This is a genomic window from Clostridium saccharobutylicum DSM 13864, assembly GCF_000473995.1.
Lineage (GTDB): Bacteria > Bacillota > Clostridia > Clostridiales > Clostridiaceae > Clostridium > Clostridium saccharobutylicum.
The window spans coordinates 58,850-76,634 of the sequence record NC_022571.1 but is presented as its reverse complement, the minus strand read 5'-3'; the positions used below and the strand labels follow the sequence as shown (position 1 = coordinate 76,634).

Genomic DNA, 17,785 nt, shown 5'->3' with positions numbered 1-17,785 from the left:
TTAATATTTTGAGTAATTCTTTTTATATAAATTTAGATTGTACTTTCTCTCTCGATTAATTCATGTTCTAAAACATAGTTAGGCTCATCTAATTCCTTTTTATTTAATAATTTAATGAGCATTCTCATAGCAACAGATCCCATATCATATGTTGGTTGAGAAACTGTTGTAATCTTTGGATAGAATATTGAAGCCGCAAAATTATCATTGAATCCTACAACGCTTACATCTTTTGGAACTTCCATATTATTGTCTCTTAATGCATTTATTGCTCCCATTGCAATATCATCAGATGCACAAACAACACCTTTAAATTTTTTATTTAATCCTAAGAAATGTTGAATCCCTTCATATCCACTCTTAACTTTTATTGAATCAAGATATAATAATTCTGGATCTATCTTAATTCCAGCTTCGTTCATAGCCTTCTCGTATCCTACGTATCTATCGCCCCAAGCATTCATGTTATCTTTTTTAGTTCCTATGAATGCAATATCTTTTATTCCCTTTTGGATTAAAAGATTTGTGCTATCATAACTACCTTTAATATTATCAATTGTTACACTTGGTAATACTCCATCTTTGTCTCTTGTTTCAACTAATACAGTCTTTAGGTCTAATTCATTAATTAATTCTAAGATTTCATCTCTAAGAGAACTACTCATATAAATTACACCATCAACCATCTTTTCTTTAAGAACCCTTAAATATTCTTTTTCTTTTTCAATGTCTAAGTCTGAATTACATAAAATTATATTATAATCATATATGTTTGAAACGTCCTCAGCACCTCTTACAATTTCTGGATAAAACTGATTAGATATATCTGGAAGTAAAATTCCTATTGTTTTTGTTCTTTGAGTTTTTAAGCTTCTCGCAACTATATTAGGTCTATAGCCTAACTCTTTTATTGCATCTAAAACCTTTTTTTTAGTATCTTCATTTACCACATCGATATCATTTAAAACTCTAGAAACAGTTGCAATTGATACTCCTGCCTCTCTTGCAACATCTTTAATAGAAGTAGCCATTCCTTATTCCTCCTTTGAAATTTTCTAGATATTCTCATTATACTAATATATTATATTATAAATCAACAATACTCGGGATAAATAATAATTTTTCTTTTTAATTTCAATATAATTATTACATTTAGTTCCAATTATCTCGCTTTTTATATTTTGAAATCGTTCTACTTATCTTAGTGTATTATAAAAAATTTTATATTATTCAAAAAAATTACTAGAAATCCAAAGAATTTCTTTGAATTCCTAGTAATTGTTTATCTAATTAATTCTTACTTTACAACTTCAACTGTCATATTAAGTGTTTCACCATTTATACTTGTTTCTGTGTAGTCATTTTCTTTATTATAAATAACTTCACAAGTTAAAGTTTCTTTCTTTATTGTTTCTTCAAACTTCTTGACAACATCTAATAACATGTCATTGTTTGCTACATAAAGATTTATCTTATCAGCAACTTCAAATCCTTTATCTTTTCTCATGTTTTGGATCTTAGAAATAATTTCTCTAACATGACCTTCTTCTTGAAGTTCTGGAGTAATTGTTGTATCTAAAACAACTCCAAGTTCACCTTCACCAGCAAATGCATATCCTTCTAATCCTTGCATTGTAACTAAAAGATTTTCATTTGTAAGAACTATTTCTGTTCCATTTACATCTATAGTTTCAGCTCCACCATTCTTAACCTTTTGAGCTAATTCCATTTGATTCTTTTCTGAAATTGCTTTTCTTATTTGTGGAATTAACTTACCATATTGTTTACCTATAACAGGTAAGTTTGGTTTTATTTCAAAGTTAACATATTGTGAAAGGTCTGCTCCAAGTTCAACCTTTTTGATATTTAATTCTTCTCTAACAATATGTCCATAGTATTCTGGAAGAGATTTTGTTGAAATTAATATTTCTGAAAGTGGCTGTCTGTTCTTAACATTAGCAGCATTTCTAGCACTTCTTCCTAACTTAACAAGTGTATAAGCTAAATCCATTTCCTTTTCTAAATCTTTGTTTATAGCATTCTTATCAACTTCTGGCCATTTACATAAATGAATACTTTCTGGTGCATTCTTATCAAGATTTACAACTAAATTTTGATAAATTTCTTCAGTCATAAATGGAACAAATGGTGATGCTACTTTAACTAAGTTTGTTAATACTTTGTGTAAAGTTACATAAGCACCAATCTTATCATTAGTTAGTTCTTGTGACCAATATCTTGCTCTGTTTCTTCTTACATACCAGTTTGATAATTCATCAGTAAAGTCTTCAATAGCTAAAGCTGCTTGAGTTATCTTATACGTATTTAATCCATCATCAACAGTTTCTATTAATGTATTTAATTTAGATATTATCCATTTATCCATTACATTATCTGAAACAAAACCTGCATATTTTGTAGGATCAAAGTTATCTATTTCAGCATATAATACGTAGAATGAATATACATTCCATAATGTTCCTAAGAACTTTCTTTGAGCTTCACCAACATCATCAACTGAGAATCTTGTTGGAAGCCATGGTGCACTTGCAGTATAGAAATGCCATCTTGTAGCATCTGCTCCTTGGCTATTTAATACTTCAAATGGGTCTACAACATTTCCCTTATGTTTAGACATCTTAAGTCCCTTTTTATCTAAAACGTGACCTAATACTATACAGTTTTCAAATGAATTTGTATCAAACAAACATGTTGAAATAGCAAGTAATGTATAGAACCATCCTCTTGTTTGGTCAACAGCTTCTGAAATAAATTGTGCTGGGAAATTCTTTTCAAAAGTTTCCTTATTTTCAAACGGATAGTGCCATTGTGCAAAAGGCATTGATCCTGAATCAAACCAACAGTCAATTACTTCATGAGTTCTCTTCATTTCCTTACCACAGTGTGGACATTTTAATTTGATTGCATCTACATAAGGTTTATGCAATTCTATTCCCTTACAATCTGTAGTTGATTTTTCTTCTAATTCAGCTCTGCTACCAATACATTCTTGGTGACCACATTCACATTGCCATATTGGAAGTGGTGTACCCCAGTATCTATCTCTTGAAATACCCCAGTCAATAACATTTTCAAGGAATTTACCAAATCTTCCTGTTCTGATGTTATCAGGATACCAGTTTATCTTATTATTATTTTCAAGTAATTTATCCCTCATTTGAGTCATAGCAACAAACCAGCTATCTTTTGGATAATATAAAAGTGGTGTGTCACATCTCCAACAATGTGGATATGAATGCATATGCTTTTGTGCTGAGAATAACTTGTTATTTTCTTCTAAGTACTTAACTATGCTTTCATCACATTTCTTAACAAACTTTCCTGCCCATGGTGTAACTTCATCTACAAAGTTACCATTTGTATCTACTAAATTTATAAATGCGATTCCATTTTTCTTTGCAACTAAACTATCGTCTTCACCATAAGCTGGTGCAATGTGTACTATTCCAGTACCATCTGTAAGTGTTACATAATCTCCATGAATTACTTCAAATGCTTTTCCTTCAACCTTAGCAAAAGGTAATAATTGTTCATATTTAACACCTAGTAATTCTTCACCTTTAAATTCCTTAACTAATTCATATTCTCTTTCGCCTAAAACTTTTTCTACTAAGTCTTTAGCTAAAACATATATTTCATCTTCAACTTTAACTTCACAATATGTATATGATTTATTAATACATAATGCTAAGTTAGATGGTAATGTCCAAGGAGTTGTTGTCCAAGCTAATATATACTTGTTATCTTCTCCCTTAACTTTAAATTTAACTGTTGCAGTTAAATCCTTAACATCTTTATATCCTTGAGCAACTTCATGAGATGAAAGAGCAGTTCCACATCTTGGACAGTAAGGCATTACCTTGTGACCTTTATATAATAACTTCTTATCCCACATTTGTTTTAAAGCCCACCATTCAGACTCAATATAATTATCATGGTAAGTTACATATGGATCATCCATATCAACCCAGTAAGCTAATTGTTCAGACATTTCCTTCCACAAGCTTACATATGAAAATACACTTTCCTTACACTCTTTAACAAAATTTTCTACACCAAAATCTTCGATTTGTTCTTTTCCTGAGATTCCAAGTTTCTTTTCTATTTCTAATTCTACAGGAAGACCATGAGTATCCCATCCTGCTTTTCTTAAAACTTTGTATCCCTTCATAACTTTATATCTTGGAATAATATCTTTCATAACTCTTGTTAATATATGACCTACATGTGGTCTTCCGTTAGCTGTTGGAGGGCCATCATAGAAAGTAAAATACTCTCCATCCTGATTTGAATCAAAACTCTTTTGTATAACATCTCTTTCTTGCCAAAGCTTTGCAATATCCTTTTCCATATTGACGGCACTTCTTGAAGAATCTACTTTATTGTACATTGTTTTTCCCCTTTCATTCAGTACATTTCAAGGATATTTCCTTGATATTTTTATAAAAAAAAACCTCATCCCACAGGACGAAGTTGAATTCGCAAACCACCTAAGGTTAAACATTTAATTGTAAAATTAAATGTTCTAATTCAAGTACATACATACTCTATCCTTTAACGCAGGCTCTTACGTGATAACTTATTCAGTAGCTTTACCTTTCAGTCTCCAACTCCTAGGTGATTTTCTCTAAGACTCATTATAGCTTCGCACCAACCAACTACTCTCTAAAAATAATATCAAAGATACTTTTCCTAATCATCGTTTTTTTTTAATGTAATAATTATATATTAATGATTTTTAAATGTCAATTGATGGTTGTTTATTTTACTTATAAAATTACAATAATCATATAATACATTCCATCAATAAAATCATATAATCTCAAAAAATTCTATAAGTTATAATTTTCATGTTTTTCTTAGACAAAAAACCTTTAATGTTTACTATTTTGACAATATAATGGTATAATATCATCTTAATGTAATAATTTCTATTTTTTATTAGGGGGAAATATAATGTTTTGTAAAAATTGTGGAAAAGAAATAGACAATAATGCCGATGTATGTATACATTGTGGTGTAGCTACTGAAAAAAAATCTTTAGATAATCCATCTCATTTAACTGGTGCTGTATCTTGCTGCTTTCCAGTAGTTGGATTAATACTGTATTTTTTATGGAAAGATGAAAAACCTCAAAGTGCTAGTTTAATATGTAAATGGATGATAGGTGGAACAGTTGCTTGGGTTATACTTTATGTACTATGTTTTGTAGTAGGATTTATTGGTAACTTATAAGACCCATGTTTAATTATGAGATAATTTTAAAGTACATGTTCTTTTGCCATCGCTTACCTGAAAGATCATTTTTCTTTAAAGGAAAGCAATTTCCAATATGTGCAAGATGCACTGGTATATTGATAGGATATATCATTGGTATTTTATACATATTTTTTAATAAAAACTTACATATAATAATTGAATTATCATTTATGATACCACTTTTAATTGATGGAACAGGGCAATATATTGGGTATTTTAAAAGTACAAATATTAGGAGATTAATTACGGGAATTTTAGCTGGAATATCAACTATATGTCTATTTAGATTAGCTTGTATTTGGGGATTACAATCCGGATATTGGCTTCATAGTTATATAACAATTAAATAATTTATTGATTCTATTATTTTTATATTAAAATCTGTAATAAATAGAGCTATCTAAACCTTATGTCGTAGATAGCTCTATTTCTATATTCCAAATTATATTATTTTATTACCTTAGGAATTAATAATATGAACTCTGATCCAACTCCATACTCCGAGTTTACCTTTAATTTAATACCAAAATTCTTTGAAATAGATTTTAATAAACTTAATCCAATTCCAGTTCCACTAATATTTTGTCCTCTTACTAATTCGCTTCTATAAAATCTATCAAATATACGTTTCTTATCTTCTTCCTTAATACCGATTCCATTATCCTTAACCTTTATTTGTACAAATTTATTTAAATCTTCCACTATTAAATTTATTTGCCCATGTTCATTTGTATATTTAAATGCATTCTCTATTAATATTATTATTGCTCTCTTTAGTTTAGTATAATCCCACTCTACGTTTATTTTATCCTTCGGCTTAGTTACAGTAAAGGTTTTTTCTTTAATTTCAGCCAAATCTATATAAAATTCACTTATATCATTAACAAAATCATCCAAGCTGAAATTAGTTATATTAACTGCTAAATCTAAATCCTCTTTTGATAGCAATAATAAGTCACTATTTAATTTCTCTAATCCTCTTATTTCACTCATCATTTTAGAAATATGTTCAAAATGATCATCTATTTTATCTCCCCATGAGTGAGCTAATAATTCTAACTTACCTTTTATTACAGCTAATGGTGTTCTCATTTCATGAGATGCATCCTGTACAAAATAAACCTGCTTTTCATAAGCTTCCCTAACTGGCTTTATTACTTTGGCTGCAAGATATGCTGAAAGGATTAGCGCTATTATAATTAGTATTATTAAACTTCCAATAATTGAAGTTCTTAATCTATTTATTGAATTAACTTCAGGATCTATATTAGAAAATACTTGAATTTTATAATCACCTTGATTAATTGTAATTCCTCTAAAATTATATCCATTTTGTTCAAAGGTCACCATGTCTTCGCTAGATTCTGCTGGAAGTATTGGTAAGCTATCTTCACTAAAATATGCATTCTTACTAATAAGCTGAAAATTTTCATTTTTATATACAACAACAATTAAATTAGGTGGAATGTGCATTGGTCTTTCTTCCAGCTTGCCTTTAAATTCTTCTGGATGCTCATCATTTGGAGCTTTAATAGTATTTTGCCAATAACGATCATCACTTATTTTAAATTGCGATGTACTAAAAAAATTCTTTTGTTCTAAAAGTTGATGATCTACATTGTCTAATAGTCTAGATGAATACAACGCTTGAACTATTATTGCAAACACAATTAAACATACAAAAACCACGCTTGTACTTATGGCTATAATATTTTTCTTAGTTGATAAAAAAATATCTTTCTTCATACTTGTTAATCCTCTATACTTTCATCTAATAAATATCCCATTCCACGTTTTGTTATAAGATATTTATCATAGCCAAATGTACCCAATTGCTTTCTTAATCTACTTATGTAAACTTCAATTATTTCAGTTGCTGCATCACTATTATATCCACATACATTATCAAAAATTTGTTCTTTAAATAGTAATACTCCCTTATTTATAACTAAATATTCAAGAAGCTTATATAATTTTTCATTTAATTCTAATTCATTTTCATCTATATATGCTCTTTTTACTTTCATATCAATCTGCATATTTTTAAATTCAAGAATGTTAGGTCTTTTAACTTTTCCCATGCTTTTAAGAATAGAATTAATGCGTGCTTTCAACTCTTCCATAAAGAATGGCTTAGTTAAATAATCATTAGCTCCTAAATTAAAAGCCTTAAGTTTATCTCCAAGCTCTTCTTTTGCAGTTAATATTATTACGCCAGTGTTTAAACAATTTTTAGAAATGTGCTTTAAAACAGTCATTCCATCAACCTCTGGCAACATTAGATCTAGAATTACAACATCATAATCATAAGCATTTAAATACTCAATTGCATCTGCTCCATTATAAACTGCTTTTATATCAACTTCACCTTTAAAATATTCCACTATATTATTGCTTATCTCTATATTATCCTCAACAGCTAATACCTTTACCATTATTTTCACTCCCATTTAAAATTAATAAGTATCTGTATTTAAAATATAACATCTTCTGTTTATCTTTTCCCCATGATTATATAATAGTTTTCTTAATACTTACTTAATTCTAATATATTTAAATAATATCTATAAGTAAGAATACGATTAATTCATGTTCTAAAAAAACATCAATTAACTAATTTATTATAATATAAGTAAAAGCAATCGTCACGATACATTTAAGTTCATTATCTAATCACATGAAAATAAATAACAGATACAAAAATAAATGTTGACCATTACAAAATAAAATGATTTAATTATCTAAAATTTAAATATTTTTAGGAGAATTAATATGGATAATAACTTAAATGAAGCTATTTTAGATAAATTAACAAAAACTTGTAGATGTAAGCTTATTACGAGAGCCAAAATTAAAGATGCTATAAAAAATGGTGCTTCAACTTTAGAAGAAGTTCAAAAAGCTACTGGGGCTGGAAGTGGTTCATGCAAAGGAAAGAATTGTTCTTACATGATAAATGAACTGTTAAAACAGTATAAACAATAATTCAAGTCTTTAAGCATTGCGAAGCACTAAAGCTTCGCAATACCTGTATTATAAACAAGTTATCTTCTTATCTTTATACTCAGGTACTATATCTATAATGCTCTTCTTCATGCAATATTCAATGTCTTCATCTAGTCCTAATGATTTCATCACAGAATAATGGCTCGCTTCCTTAACATAACTTATAATATCTGTATTAGCTTCATATATGATATTTGCAGTTCTTGCTATATCAGTAAGTTGTATTTTGTTGTTAACACTTAACATCTCATTTATTATATATCCACTACAAATATAGTCATCCATAGAAAAATTTCCATTAGTTCCTGCATTGATAATAACTACATCTTCATTAATTTCTAGTAATTTCTCTGCTACTGCCTTTGCATTTATCATAGCTGCTATTAATATAGTTTTTGCATTAGTTGATTTTGTTAAAGTTCTGGTTCCATTTGTTGTAGTCATTAAAACTGTTTTGTTTTCTACTACATTCTTTTTATATTCTATAGGCGAATTGGATAAATCAAATTCTTCTATTTTAACAGCTCTTCTTTCTCCACCTAAAATATAATCTTGTCTATTAAGTTTACCTGCATGTTCCAATGTTTCTTCAATTGTAAGATAAGGAACAACCTCCTTGCATCCATTATTTAATGCTGTTACTATTACAGAAGTCGCTCTAAACATATCAATTACAACTACAATTTTATCTTCTATTTTGCTTTCAATAATATCATCTGCTGATATTATAATATCCACCTTCACTCTTTCACCCTCCATGTCTTTACATTTTATTTATATATTGAATCATTTCTATGAACCTAATTAACTTTTAAAATCTTTTCCTTGCCATAAATCATTATCTTCCAATGCTTTATCTATAGAATTTAATACTTCCCATTTTTTTAAACTCCACATAGGACCAATTAAAAGGTCTCTTGGAGCATCTCCAGTTAATCTATGCACTACCATATCCTTTGGAAGCATTGCTATTCCTTGCGTAACTAACTCTATATAATCTTCTTGTGATAAAAATTCTAATTCACCTTTTTCATATACTTTAACCATTGGTGTTTGCTTCATTAAATGCAATAAATGAAGCTTAATTCCCTTTGCTCCACAATGAGCAATATAATTCATTGTGTTCAACATGTCTTCTTTAGTTTCACCTGGTAGTCCTAAGATATCATGTACAACCACATCTATATTTCTATCCTTCAATTTTTTCATTGCATTTTCAAACACTTCTAACTTATATCCTCTATTTATTCTTTTAGCGGTTTCATCATTAGATGTTTGTAATCCAAGTTCTATCCAAAGATAAAACTTTTTATTTATTTCATCTAGCAATTCCAAAACATCATCATCTAAACAATCTGGTCTTGTAGCTATTGCAATTCCTACAACTCCCTCTTGATTTAAAGCTTCCTCATATTTTCTTCTTAGCTCTGATACTGGCGCATATGTATTTGTGTACGCCTGAAAATAAGCTATATATTTTCCACTCTTCCATTTATTAGCCATCATTGTTTTTATATCATCAAATTGTTTAGAAATAGATAATTCCCGGTTACCAGCATAGTCTCCAGAGCCTCTTTCACTACAAAAAAGACAACCTCCACTACTTATTTTCCCGTCTCTATTAGGACAAGAGAATCCACCATCTAATGATATTTTAAATACTTTTTCTCCAAATTTGTCTCTTAAAAAATAGTTTAAACTATGATATCTTTTCCCATTCCAAAAATTATTCATATTTCCTCCTAGTCTAAGTACAATATCACAATGTATTAGATTATTATTTTGGTATCTAACATAATTAATTCCTTTTTTAATTGTACATTGTAAATTTCTAAATGTACATTGTTGAATAACATTCTGCATCGTTAATTTCATTCTTCCTTACGCCTTAAGTGTAAATTACCTAAATACTACATATCAATATAATTACTACCCATTATTTTCTAATTTATAATACATAAATTAATATTTACAAGAATAAATACAATGTAAAGCTTGTATATTAATACATAGGAATGTTTTTAAGGGGGATAATAATTGAAATCGGAATTAACTAAAATATTTCAAGTTGCCACAGTCTTCATTGGAACAATTGTTGGTGCTGGCCTTGCCTCTGGAAAGGAAATTACTGAATTCTTTACTCAATATGGAATTAAAAGCTTCTTGGGAATTGTAGCATGTGGTATTTTCTATATAATTATGAGTTCCATAATTTCAAAGATAAGTATTGAACATAATCTAGATTCATATAGTGATGTTATAAACATAATAAGCCCTAATGTTATAGGAAAATTTACTGGCTTTATAACTACACTGTTTCTTATTTCTAGTGCTTCAATAATTCTTGCTGGAAGTGGAGCTTTAATACATCAGTTTTTTGGAATACCAAAGATAATCGGTTCATTAATAATGATTATAATAGCTTTATTTTTCTTATTTCGCGGTACTGAAGGTTTGATCGAAGTAAATTCTTTCATTGTTCCTGGATTAGTACTTACAATAACTTTAATCACAGTTTTATACTTCTGTTTTTGTAAAAACATAGTTTCATTTAATAATGTTTGTAATTTTCCCGCACAAAAAACTGGGATTGCATTATCAACAATATTATATGCAGGATATAATACTCTTTCAGCATCAGGCGTAATAGTTCCACTAAGTAATGAAATGAAAAAAACAAAAGTTATGGTAATTGGCATTATATGCGGTGCTGTTGGTCTTACTTTGCTTTGCTCTATGATAAATTTATTATTAACAATTAACCAACCATATATATATCAATATGAAATTCCTCTGCTTTTTGTAGCAAACAGATTTGGAAATGTAATACAAGCTGTTTTACTTATTATTATATGGCTTGAAATGTTCTCAACCGAAGTATCTGATGTATACTCAATAAGTAAAACTTTAGAACAATCTTTTAATATTGAATTCAAAACAGCTATTTTCCCAGTATTAGCAGTAGCATTTATAATCTCTCAATTTGGTTTTGGCAACTTAATAAACAAGCTATATCCTATGTTTGGATTGTTAAGTTTATTATTTATATCTCAATGCATAATATTCTTTATTAAACATAGAAATATCTACAATAAATAAACATCAGATTCCTTATTTATACAATGAATTTCAAATTTTATATTCTGCATATGATATAATTTATATATAATAATCAGATAGAACAATATATATTATACGTTATAAATAAAGGAGTTAATAAATATGAAATCTGCTATTACTAAAGCTGAAGATAACCCATTAAATATGCTCAATGAATGCAACCTTTGCCATAGAAGCTGTAAAGTTAATAGAAATGATAACAAATTAGGCTTTTGTAATGCTTCAAATAAAATTATAGTTGCTAGAGCAGCTCTGCATCCTTGGGAAGAACCACCTATTTCAGAAGGAAATGGTTCTGGAACTGTGTTTTTTTCTCATTGCAATTTTAAATGTGTATTTTGTCAAAATCATGATATAAGCCAAAGCCATATAGAAAATGTATCTGCATCATGTTCAAATTCTGATAACAAAACTTCAAAATACAAGCCATTGGTTATCGGAATGGAAATATCAATTAAAAGGCTTTCGGAAATTTTCTTAGAACTTCAAAAAAAAGGAGCAAATAATATAAATTTAGTTACACCTACTCATTATGTTCCTCAAATAATTGAAGCATTAAAGATTTCCAAATCAAATGGATTAAATATACCTATACTCTATAATACAAATAGTTACGATTCCATAGAAACTATAAAAGCGTTAAGTGGATACATTGATGTTTACCTTCCAGACTTTAAATATTTTGATGATAAATACGCAGTTAAATATTCTAAAGTTGATAATTATGCATCTAATGCTATTGAAATAATTGATGAAATGATTAATCAAGTTGGTTCTCCTAAATTTAATGAAAAAGGCCATATAATTAAAGGTGTTATTGTAAGACATTTGATGTTACCAGGACTTCTTTTTGATTCAAAAAAAATTGTAGATCTTCTTTATAATCGATATAAGGATAATATTTATATTAGTTTAATGAATCAATACGTTCCTATGTTTAAAGCTTGTGATTATCCTGAGATAAATAAAACGCTTAATCCTAAACATTATGATAGTTTAATAAACTATGCTTTAGATATCGGAATAAAAAATGGATTTATTCAAGAAGAAGGCTCTAATATTAAAGACTTTATTCCATCCTTTAATTTAGAGGGCATAAAAAAATAGAAGGTTGTATTTATATGTCCTTCTATTTTTTGAATGTGCCTTATATATAATAAAAAAAATTAATAATAAAATTCTGGAATATCTCTTTGAATGCCACAGTTAGGCATAATTGGAGGTATAAATATATTCTTTCCAAGTATACTTTCCTGTCTGAATTCATTTCTTAACTCTGCTATTCTAGTTACACCAACATAAACATCTGATATTTTATACCAAGTTGCATAATCAACCACTCCTGTTTTTGGTAGTGTAAATGTCTCTTGAAATACTCTTACTGCCTCTGCAGTTTTCGCGTCATATTGTCCATCTTCAGAAACTTTAGGTATTAAAGGATAATTCCTAGATATCCTATTTAATTGATTTTGTATTGTTCTAACCGATTCTCCAGATGAACCTATAGTTAACTCATTACCCGGATAAGATTTAGGACTTCCTGCAACTTTTTCTGCTGTAACTAGTTCAATATCATTCCCATAATAATTTGTTAATATTTCAAATGGTGATTTACCTTGATCACCTAAATATTTACTTCCCCATTGGCTTAACCATTCTGGACATGTAACACTCTTTCCATCACAATATTGAGTTAAAAGAGGTTGCTTTTTTCCAACCCTCCTTATATATGTGGAAAAAATTTCATCAACAACTGCACTTATGCTATCATATATATTCCTACCATAATTAAATGCATGATCATATGCAGTCGAACTTGTAACATCAAAGTTTTTTCCTTTGCCTCTATACCATTCCGTATAAATTCTATTTAACGTAAATGATAGCATGCAAAAAATATTTGCTGTTATAGTTGATTTAGGCCAAGTTGAATATATTTCACAAGAAGCAACATTTTTAATATAATCCTTAAATGGGACCTTATAATTTGGTGCTGAGTCATCATTTGGACTTCCTTGATGAACTATAATATATTCTGGAACTACAGGTTGAGCAAGTACAACTCCTGAGCTTGGTTTAGGTAATGGCTTATCTACATCCTCTGGAATCTTTGGTGGATAATTACCGTTTAACTTATTTGGAAGCACTTCTATAACTTCCTGTCTATACATTCCACGCCCTGAACTAGTTTTTAAATTACATATTTGATAAGCAACCTGCCCCGGAAATATTTGACACCCCTTTATTACTATTGGATTAAATCCACTTCGCTCAACTGTTATATCATATGCACTATATGGTGTTTGATTACTATTTTCATCTAAGGAATATTCTATTGGTGGTGCTTGCAACTCTATTTCCTGTGTTAATCCAGATACATTTGTGACTAATTCAATGCTATTTACATTATCGGATTGCACTGATGTTCTTACAGTTACTTTAGTTCCGTCAACTGGAATATACCCATCACTTTTAAAGCATTGAACTTTTAATCTTCCCACATTAGCTGTAGTTTGCCTAGTGTTTATATTCACCGTAATTTTCTCCTTAATATTTTTTCTATATATATTATATTTATCATATATTGAATTTGTTACTGGTGCATTGGCATCATAAAATCGCTTATTCCCCCTAGTTAATATGGCACTTAAATCCTCTTCAATTAAGTTTAGACTATCAAGCGCGCATACTTGTCCATATCCCCATGATGGATTAGGATAAACTACGTCTAATCGTGTTCGCTTTGCTGCTTTTATTAGATAATATTTTAGTCTTTGACCAAATAGATATGGATCATTTCCTTTAATTATTCCCCATTCCATAATTAATGCACAAATCCCAGCTACTTGTGGAGCAGCCATAGATGTTCCTGTTTTACTATCATAGCTTCCATTAGGAACTGGTCCCATTATATTTTCTCCTGGCGCAACTAAATCTGGTCTTACTCTACCTCCAGAATCTTGCTTTCCTCTTCCACTAAATGAAGAAATATTATTTAATATAGGATTATAACTTCCAACTGCAATTATATTATCAACAGTTGCTGGTATTCCTAGAGTATTAAATGTAATTGGTTCTAAAAACCTAGTTTGAGGATTAAGTCCTTCAGATACCGGAAGCCAAATAGAATATTCCCCATCGTAATTATTAGTAACACCTATTGTTAAAGTCCATACCCCCTCAGCTAAATATCCTAATGGTGAAGAAATTATTATTTGAATTTCACTCTCTAATTGAAATGGTCTTGCACCTGATACATATATATCAAATCTATCTTTTGCAATTTTACCTTGAATATAACCTTCTTGTATCTTTATCACTCCACTGCTTTTCCCTGTAGGATTAATTATAGTAAGAGTTATTTCCGGTAAAATAGGCTTATATAAATTCATAACAATTGCAGTTTCATCACTTGCTATATTAAATGTTTGATTTGGATTTGATTTTAAAATACCACTTGTATGATGTCCTGCATCGCCTTCATTTCCAGCTGCAATAACAATAGATGCTCGCTCTAAATTTGCCACTGTCCTAATATATTGTTCTAATAGACTACTTCCATTATGTGCTCCATTATTAGTACTTAAACTAAGACTAACAACCAATGGCATATTCAACTCTTTACTTTTCTCTACTAAAAATCTAAGACCTTTCATTATTTGTGAACTTAATATTGAAACACCTCTTGATGCTTTAACCATTGCTATTGATGCATCTGGTGCTGCTCCTTTATATTCCGGATTAATATTTCCTCCAGCACAAGCATCTCCTACAACATGAGTTCCATGACCTGAAAGATCTGTTGATGGTATTATTGAGAATGGATTTGGTGCTTTTATTGCTTCGTTGATAGTTTGCTTATTATAAAGTTTTCCCCCATCACTCAAGTCATAAATGTATTCTATTCTTGTCGTTCCTTGGTTATTCATAAATGCTGGATGGGTATAATCTATTCCTGAATCAACAAATCCAATTAAAACTCCTTTTCCTGAAACTTTATAATTAGAAACTACATCTGGAACACAAGACGCTATATTACTTGCTGCATCTGCTTCATACAAATTTTTAGGTAATTCTATATATTGCACACTTTTGCTTCTAGCTAAATCATCCAATTTGTCTAAGGGTAAATCTACTATTCCAAAATTAAATCCTAAATCCTCAAATACTCCTCCCAAACCTTCCACTACGCTTTTCATATTTTCTGGAGTATCCCTATATAAAATTGTAACTTCGATGATATTTTCTTCTTTTCCCACATTAAACTTATAACCTAAATTATCTAATATTGCTTTAGGTACATTAGTAAGCAAACCTAATGATGTATCTATTTTAGATGCTAATTCTTCAACTGAATTTGGCATAATAACCACAACCTTATTAATTATATACACTACTATATTATGCAATTAAATATTTTCACATAACAAAAAATCTAATTGTCATTAAGCAAAATTTTATAAATTAAAATAGACTGTTTCAAAATAATAATTTTTGAAACAGTCTGTTATATCTAGTTATATTAGATCTATGAAATAAAATAATAAGTCAAACTTACAATTTATATTTTGGCTATATATTATTAAAGTTTAATTTCAACTTTTTCTAATTTAGCGATTACATTTAACTCTTTTACTTCCATAGTCTCAGTAAGTAAATTTCCTGCATTGCTAACTAAAAGCACTTTTGAATTTCCTAAAACTTTTACTTGTCTTATCTTTCTTTGTCCTTTATAGTCAATTAAGAAAAATCCATTATTACTTACTTCTTTTACAGTGTGCGCAAATGCTACATCACCTTTTAACATTCTAAATCCATTCATTTCATCATCTTCTATTTCTACATAGAAAACCTTATCCTGCGGATGACCTTCTATTTTGTTTGAATGAACAGGCATTTCTTTAAATCCCTTTTTATTAGATAATGAGTAATCGTATATTGGAACACTTCTAAGAACTGATGAAAAAGCATCTGTCCAAACTTCTGAACTTTCTACTTTTTTCTTTGGAAGTTCTCTTAAAGTTTTCTTTTCCTCCATTAATGCCTCATCTGTAACTACCATACTTATATCATTTAAATCGGCCTTTAAAAGTTTAGCTGCTCTATCTATAAATGATTCAGGTGCAACTTTTCTTCCCATTTCAACTTCATTTAAATATTTTTCTGCCACACCCAACTTTTTAGCTAAAACTTTAACTGTCATTCCATTTTTTTCTCTAGCTTGTTTTATATTTTCTCCTACACGACTCACTTTAATTGCCCCTTTGCTTTGTACCATTCTCTTTCTTCTATTAGATGTTCCATTAAGTCCTTAAACGTCCATTTACTAGATTGTTCTGTAACTACAGCCAATACTCCACCTTCTATAAACGTTCTAATAAATTTAATGGCATTTCTTAATTCTTTATCATTATATCCATTGAAAATAAGTGCCTTTTCATTTACTGGCAATTCAGCATAAGTATTTTCTTTGCTTTCTTCGCACAAAATATCTACTATTCTCATTGAAGCATTCTCATTAGTTACTTCTTTCACTTTTAATCTTCTCTTTTGTATCTTGTCGAGTTCCTCTTGCGTTAATCCATATGCTAATATACATTGATAATTTATTGCCATATAAACACCTCTTTTCCTATTTATTTTATGAATATTATTCTTCTATTATTTCTGGTTCTTTAATTTCTTCACCTTGCATATCAACTACAACACTCTTTATTTTTTGATCTTCATAAGGTCTGTCATATACATCAGTTTTTTGAGCTACAATTTTATCAGCAACTTCCATTCCTTCAATTACTTTACCAAATGATGCATATTGACCATCTAAGTGTGGAGCATCTGCTACCATAACAAAGAATTGACTTCCTGCTGAGTCTGGATGCATAGCTCTAGCCATTGATAATACACCTCTTGAGTGTTTTAATGTATTATTAAATCCATTTGATGTAAATTCACCTTTAATAGAATATCCTGGACCACCCATTCCAGTGCCTTCCGGACATCCTCCTTGAATCATAAAACCTGGTATAACTCTATGGAATATTAGTCCATCATAAAATCCTCTATTAATTAAATCAACAAAATTTCTTACTGTATTTGGTGCTACTTCTGGATATAATTCAGCTTTAATTACCCCACCGTTTTCCATAGTCATTGTAATAATTGGATTCTTCATTCTATATTTCTCCCTTCAATTATAGATATTAAGGCACGTGAAAATAAATAACGAGTCTAATCTGCCATGGATATTTTTCATTAGACAAGGAGGTGAATTGCTCTCCTAGCATGCCTATTAGGGCAATTTGCCAACGCAGCATGATGGAAAATAGGCTGACAAATGAACTTGTTATTTATTTGAATGTGCCTAAATATTATTGTC

Annotated in this window: 15 protein-coding genes and 1 other annotated feature; of the genes, 5 read left to right on the top strand and 10 right to left on the bottom strand. The window is 29.3% G+C overall.

Translation table 11 applies throughout. From position 1 onward, the window contains the following. Positions 1–32 precede the first annotated feature (32 nt). Together CLSA_RS00310 and ileS are read right to left on the bottom strand one after the other, a co-directional pair. A complete protein-coding gene (locus CLSA_RS00310) occupies positions 33–1,031 on the bottom strand; it encodes a LacI family DNA-binding transcriptional regulator (protein ID WP_022743435.1) in 999 nt (332 codons plus the stop codon). 266 nt (positions 1,032–1,297) lie between these two features. Further along, the gene (ileS, locus tag CLSA_RS00305; RefSeq protein WP_022743434.1) at positions 1,298–4,411 is read right to left on the bottom strand and encodes an isoleucine--tRNA ligase; all 3,114 of its coding nucleotides are present in this window, start codon (positions 4,409–4,411) and stop codon (positions 1,298–1,300) included. A 70-nt stretch (positions 4,412–4,481) separates the two neighbouring features. After that, positions 4,482–4,730 (bottom strand) — a binding site (T-box leader). Between the two features lie 247 nt (positions 4,731–4,977). Between ileS and CLSA_RS00300 the strand changes: the two genes are divergently transcribed. Both CLSA_RS00300 and CLSA_RS00295 read left to right on the top strand, forming a co-directional pair. Further along, positions 4,978–5,256, top strand: coding sequence for a zinc-ribbon domain-containing protein (locus tag CLSA_RS00300; protein WP_022743433.1), 279 nt, complete (start codon positions 4,978–4,980; stop codon positions 5,254–5,256). 5 nt (positions 5,257–5,261) lie between these two features. Next, a complete protein-coding gene (locus CLSA_RS00295; RefSeq protein ID WP_041715970.1) occupies positions 5,262–5,630 on the top strand; it encodes a DUF2085 domain-containing protein in 369 nt (122 codons plus the stop codon). 97 nt (positions 5,631–5,727) lie between these two features. Here CLSA_RS00295 and CLSA_RS00290 read toward each other — a convergent pair whose 3' ends face one another. Together CLSA_RS00290 and CLSA_RS00285 are read right to left on the bottom strand one after the other, a co-directional pair. Continuing rightward, positions 5,728–7,026 carry a sensor histidine kinase gene (locus CLSA_RS00290; protein ID WP_022743431.1) on the bottom strand — a complete coding sequence of 433 codons (1,299 nt, stop codon included), beginning with the start codon at positions 7,024–7,026 and terminating at the stop codon, positions 5,728–5,730. Positions 7,027–7,031: 5 nt separating this feature from the next. Next, positions 7,032–7,715, bottom strand: a complete 684-nt coding sequence (locus CLSA_RS00285; RefSeq protein WP_022743430.1) for a response regulator transcription factor — start codon at positions 7,713–7,715, stop codon at positions 7,032–7,034. Between the two features lie 337 nt (positions 7,716–8,052). Here CLSA_RS00285 and CLSA_RS00280 point away from each other — a divergent pair, with 337 nt between their 5' ends. After that, positions 8,053–8,265, top strand: a complete 213-nt coding sequence (locus tag CLSA_RS00280) for a (2Fe-2S)-binding protein (RefSeq protein ID WP_022743429.1) — start codon at positions 8,053–8,055, stop codon at positions 8,263–8,265. A 48-nt stretch (positions 8,266–8,313) separates the two neighbouring features. On the opposite strand, the gene CLSA_RS00275 is transcribed toward CLSA_RS00280, so the two are convergent. Then, positions 8,314–9,030, bottom strand: a complete 717-nt coding sequence (locus CLSA_RS00275; protein WP_022743428.1) for a 2-phosphosulfolactate phosphatase family protein — start codon at positions 9,028–9,030, stop codon at positions 8,314–8,316. A gap of 60 nt (positions 9,031–9,090) precedes the next feature. Beyond that, positions 9,091–10,020 carry a tRNA modification radical SAM protein MnmL/YtqA gene (gene mnmL, locus CLSA_RS00270; protein WP_022743427.1) on the bottom strand — a complete coding sequence of 310 codons (930 nt, stop codon included), beginning with the start codon at positions 10,018–10,020 and terminating at the stop codon, positions 9,091–9,093. Between the two features lie 303 nt (positions 10,021–10,323). Between mnmL and CLSA_RS00265 the strand changes: the two genes are divergently transcribed. Both CLSA_RS00265 and CLSA_RS00260 read left to right on the top strand, forming a co-directional pair. Continuing rightward, complete coding sequence (locus CLSA_RS00265; RefSeq protein WP_022743426.1) at positions 10,324–11,385, top strand: YkvI family membrane protein; 1,062 nt, start codon at positions 10,324–10,326, stop codon at positions 11,383–11,385. A 123-nt stretch (positions 11,386–11,508) separates the two neighbouring features. Next, on the top strand, positions 11,509–12,513 hold the full coding sequence (locus tag CLSA_RS00260; RefSeq protein ID WP_022743425.1) for a radical SAM protein: 1,005 nt from the start codon (positions 11,509–11,511) through the stop codon (positions 12,511–12,513). Between the two features lie 59 nt (positions 12,514–12,572). Here CLSA_RS00260 and CLSA_RS00255 read toward each other — a convergent pair whose 3' ends face one another. The 4 genes from CLSA_RS00255 to CLSA_RS00240 form a co-directional block, all read right to left on the bottom strand. Next, on the bottom strand, positions 12,573–15,770 hold the full coding sequence (locus CLSA_RS00255) for a S8 family serine peptidase (RefSeq protein ID WP_022743424.1): 3,198 nt from the start codon (positions 15,768–15,770) through the stop codon (positions 12,573–12,575). Between the two features lie 218 nt (positions 15,771–15,988). Next, positions 15,989–16,657, bottom strand: a complete 669-nt coding sequence (locus CLSA_RS00250; RefSeq protein WP_041715968.1) for a helix-turn-helix domain-containing protein — start codon at positions 16,655–16,657, stop codon at positions 15,989–15,991. Next, entirely contained in the window at positions 16,654–17,022 is a 369-nt protein-coding gene (locus CLSA_RS00245; RefSeq protein WP_022743422.1) for a DUF3783 domain-containing protein, read from the bottom strand. The genes CLSA_RS00250 and CLSA_RS00245 overlap by 4 nt, the downstream gene beginning before the upstream one ends. 34 nt (positions 17,023–17,056) lie before the next feature. Further along, the gene (locus CLSA_RS00240) at positions 17,057–17,581 is read right to left on the bottom strand and encodes a peptidylprolyl isomerase (protein WP_022743421.1); all 525 of its coding nucleotides are present in this window, start codon (positions 17,579–17,581) and stop codon (positions 17,057–17,059) included. Positions 17,582–17,785: the final 204 nt, after the last annotated feature.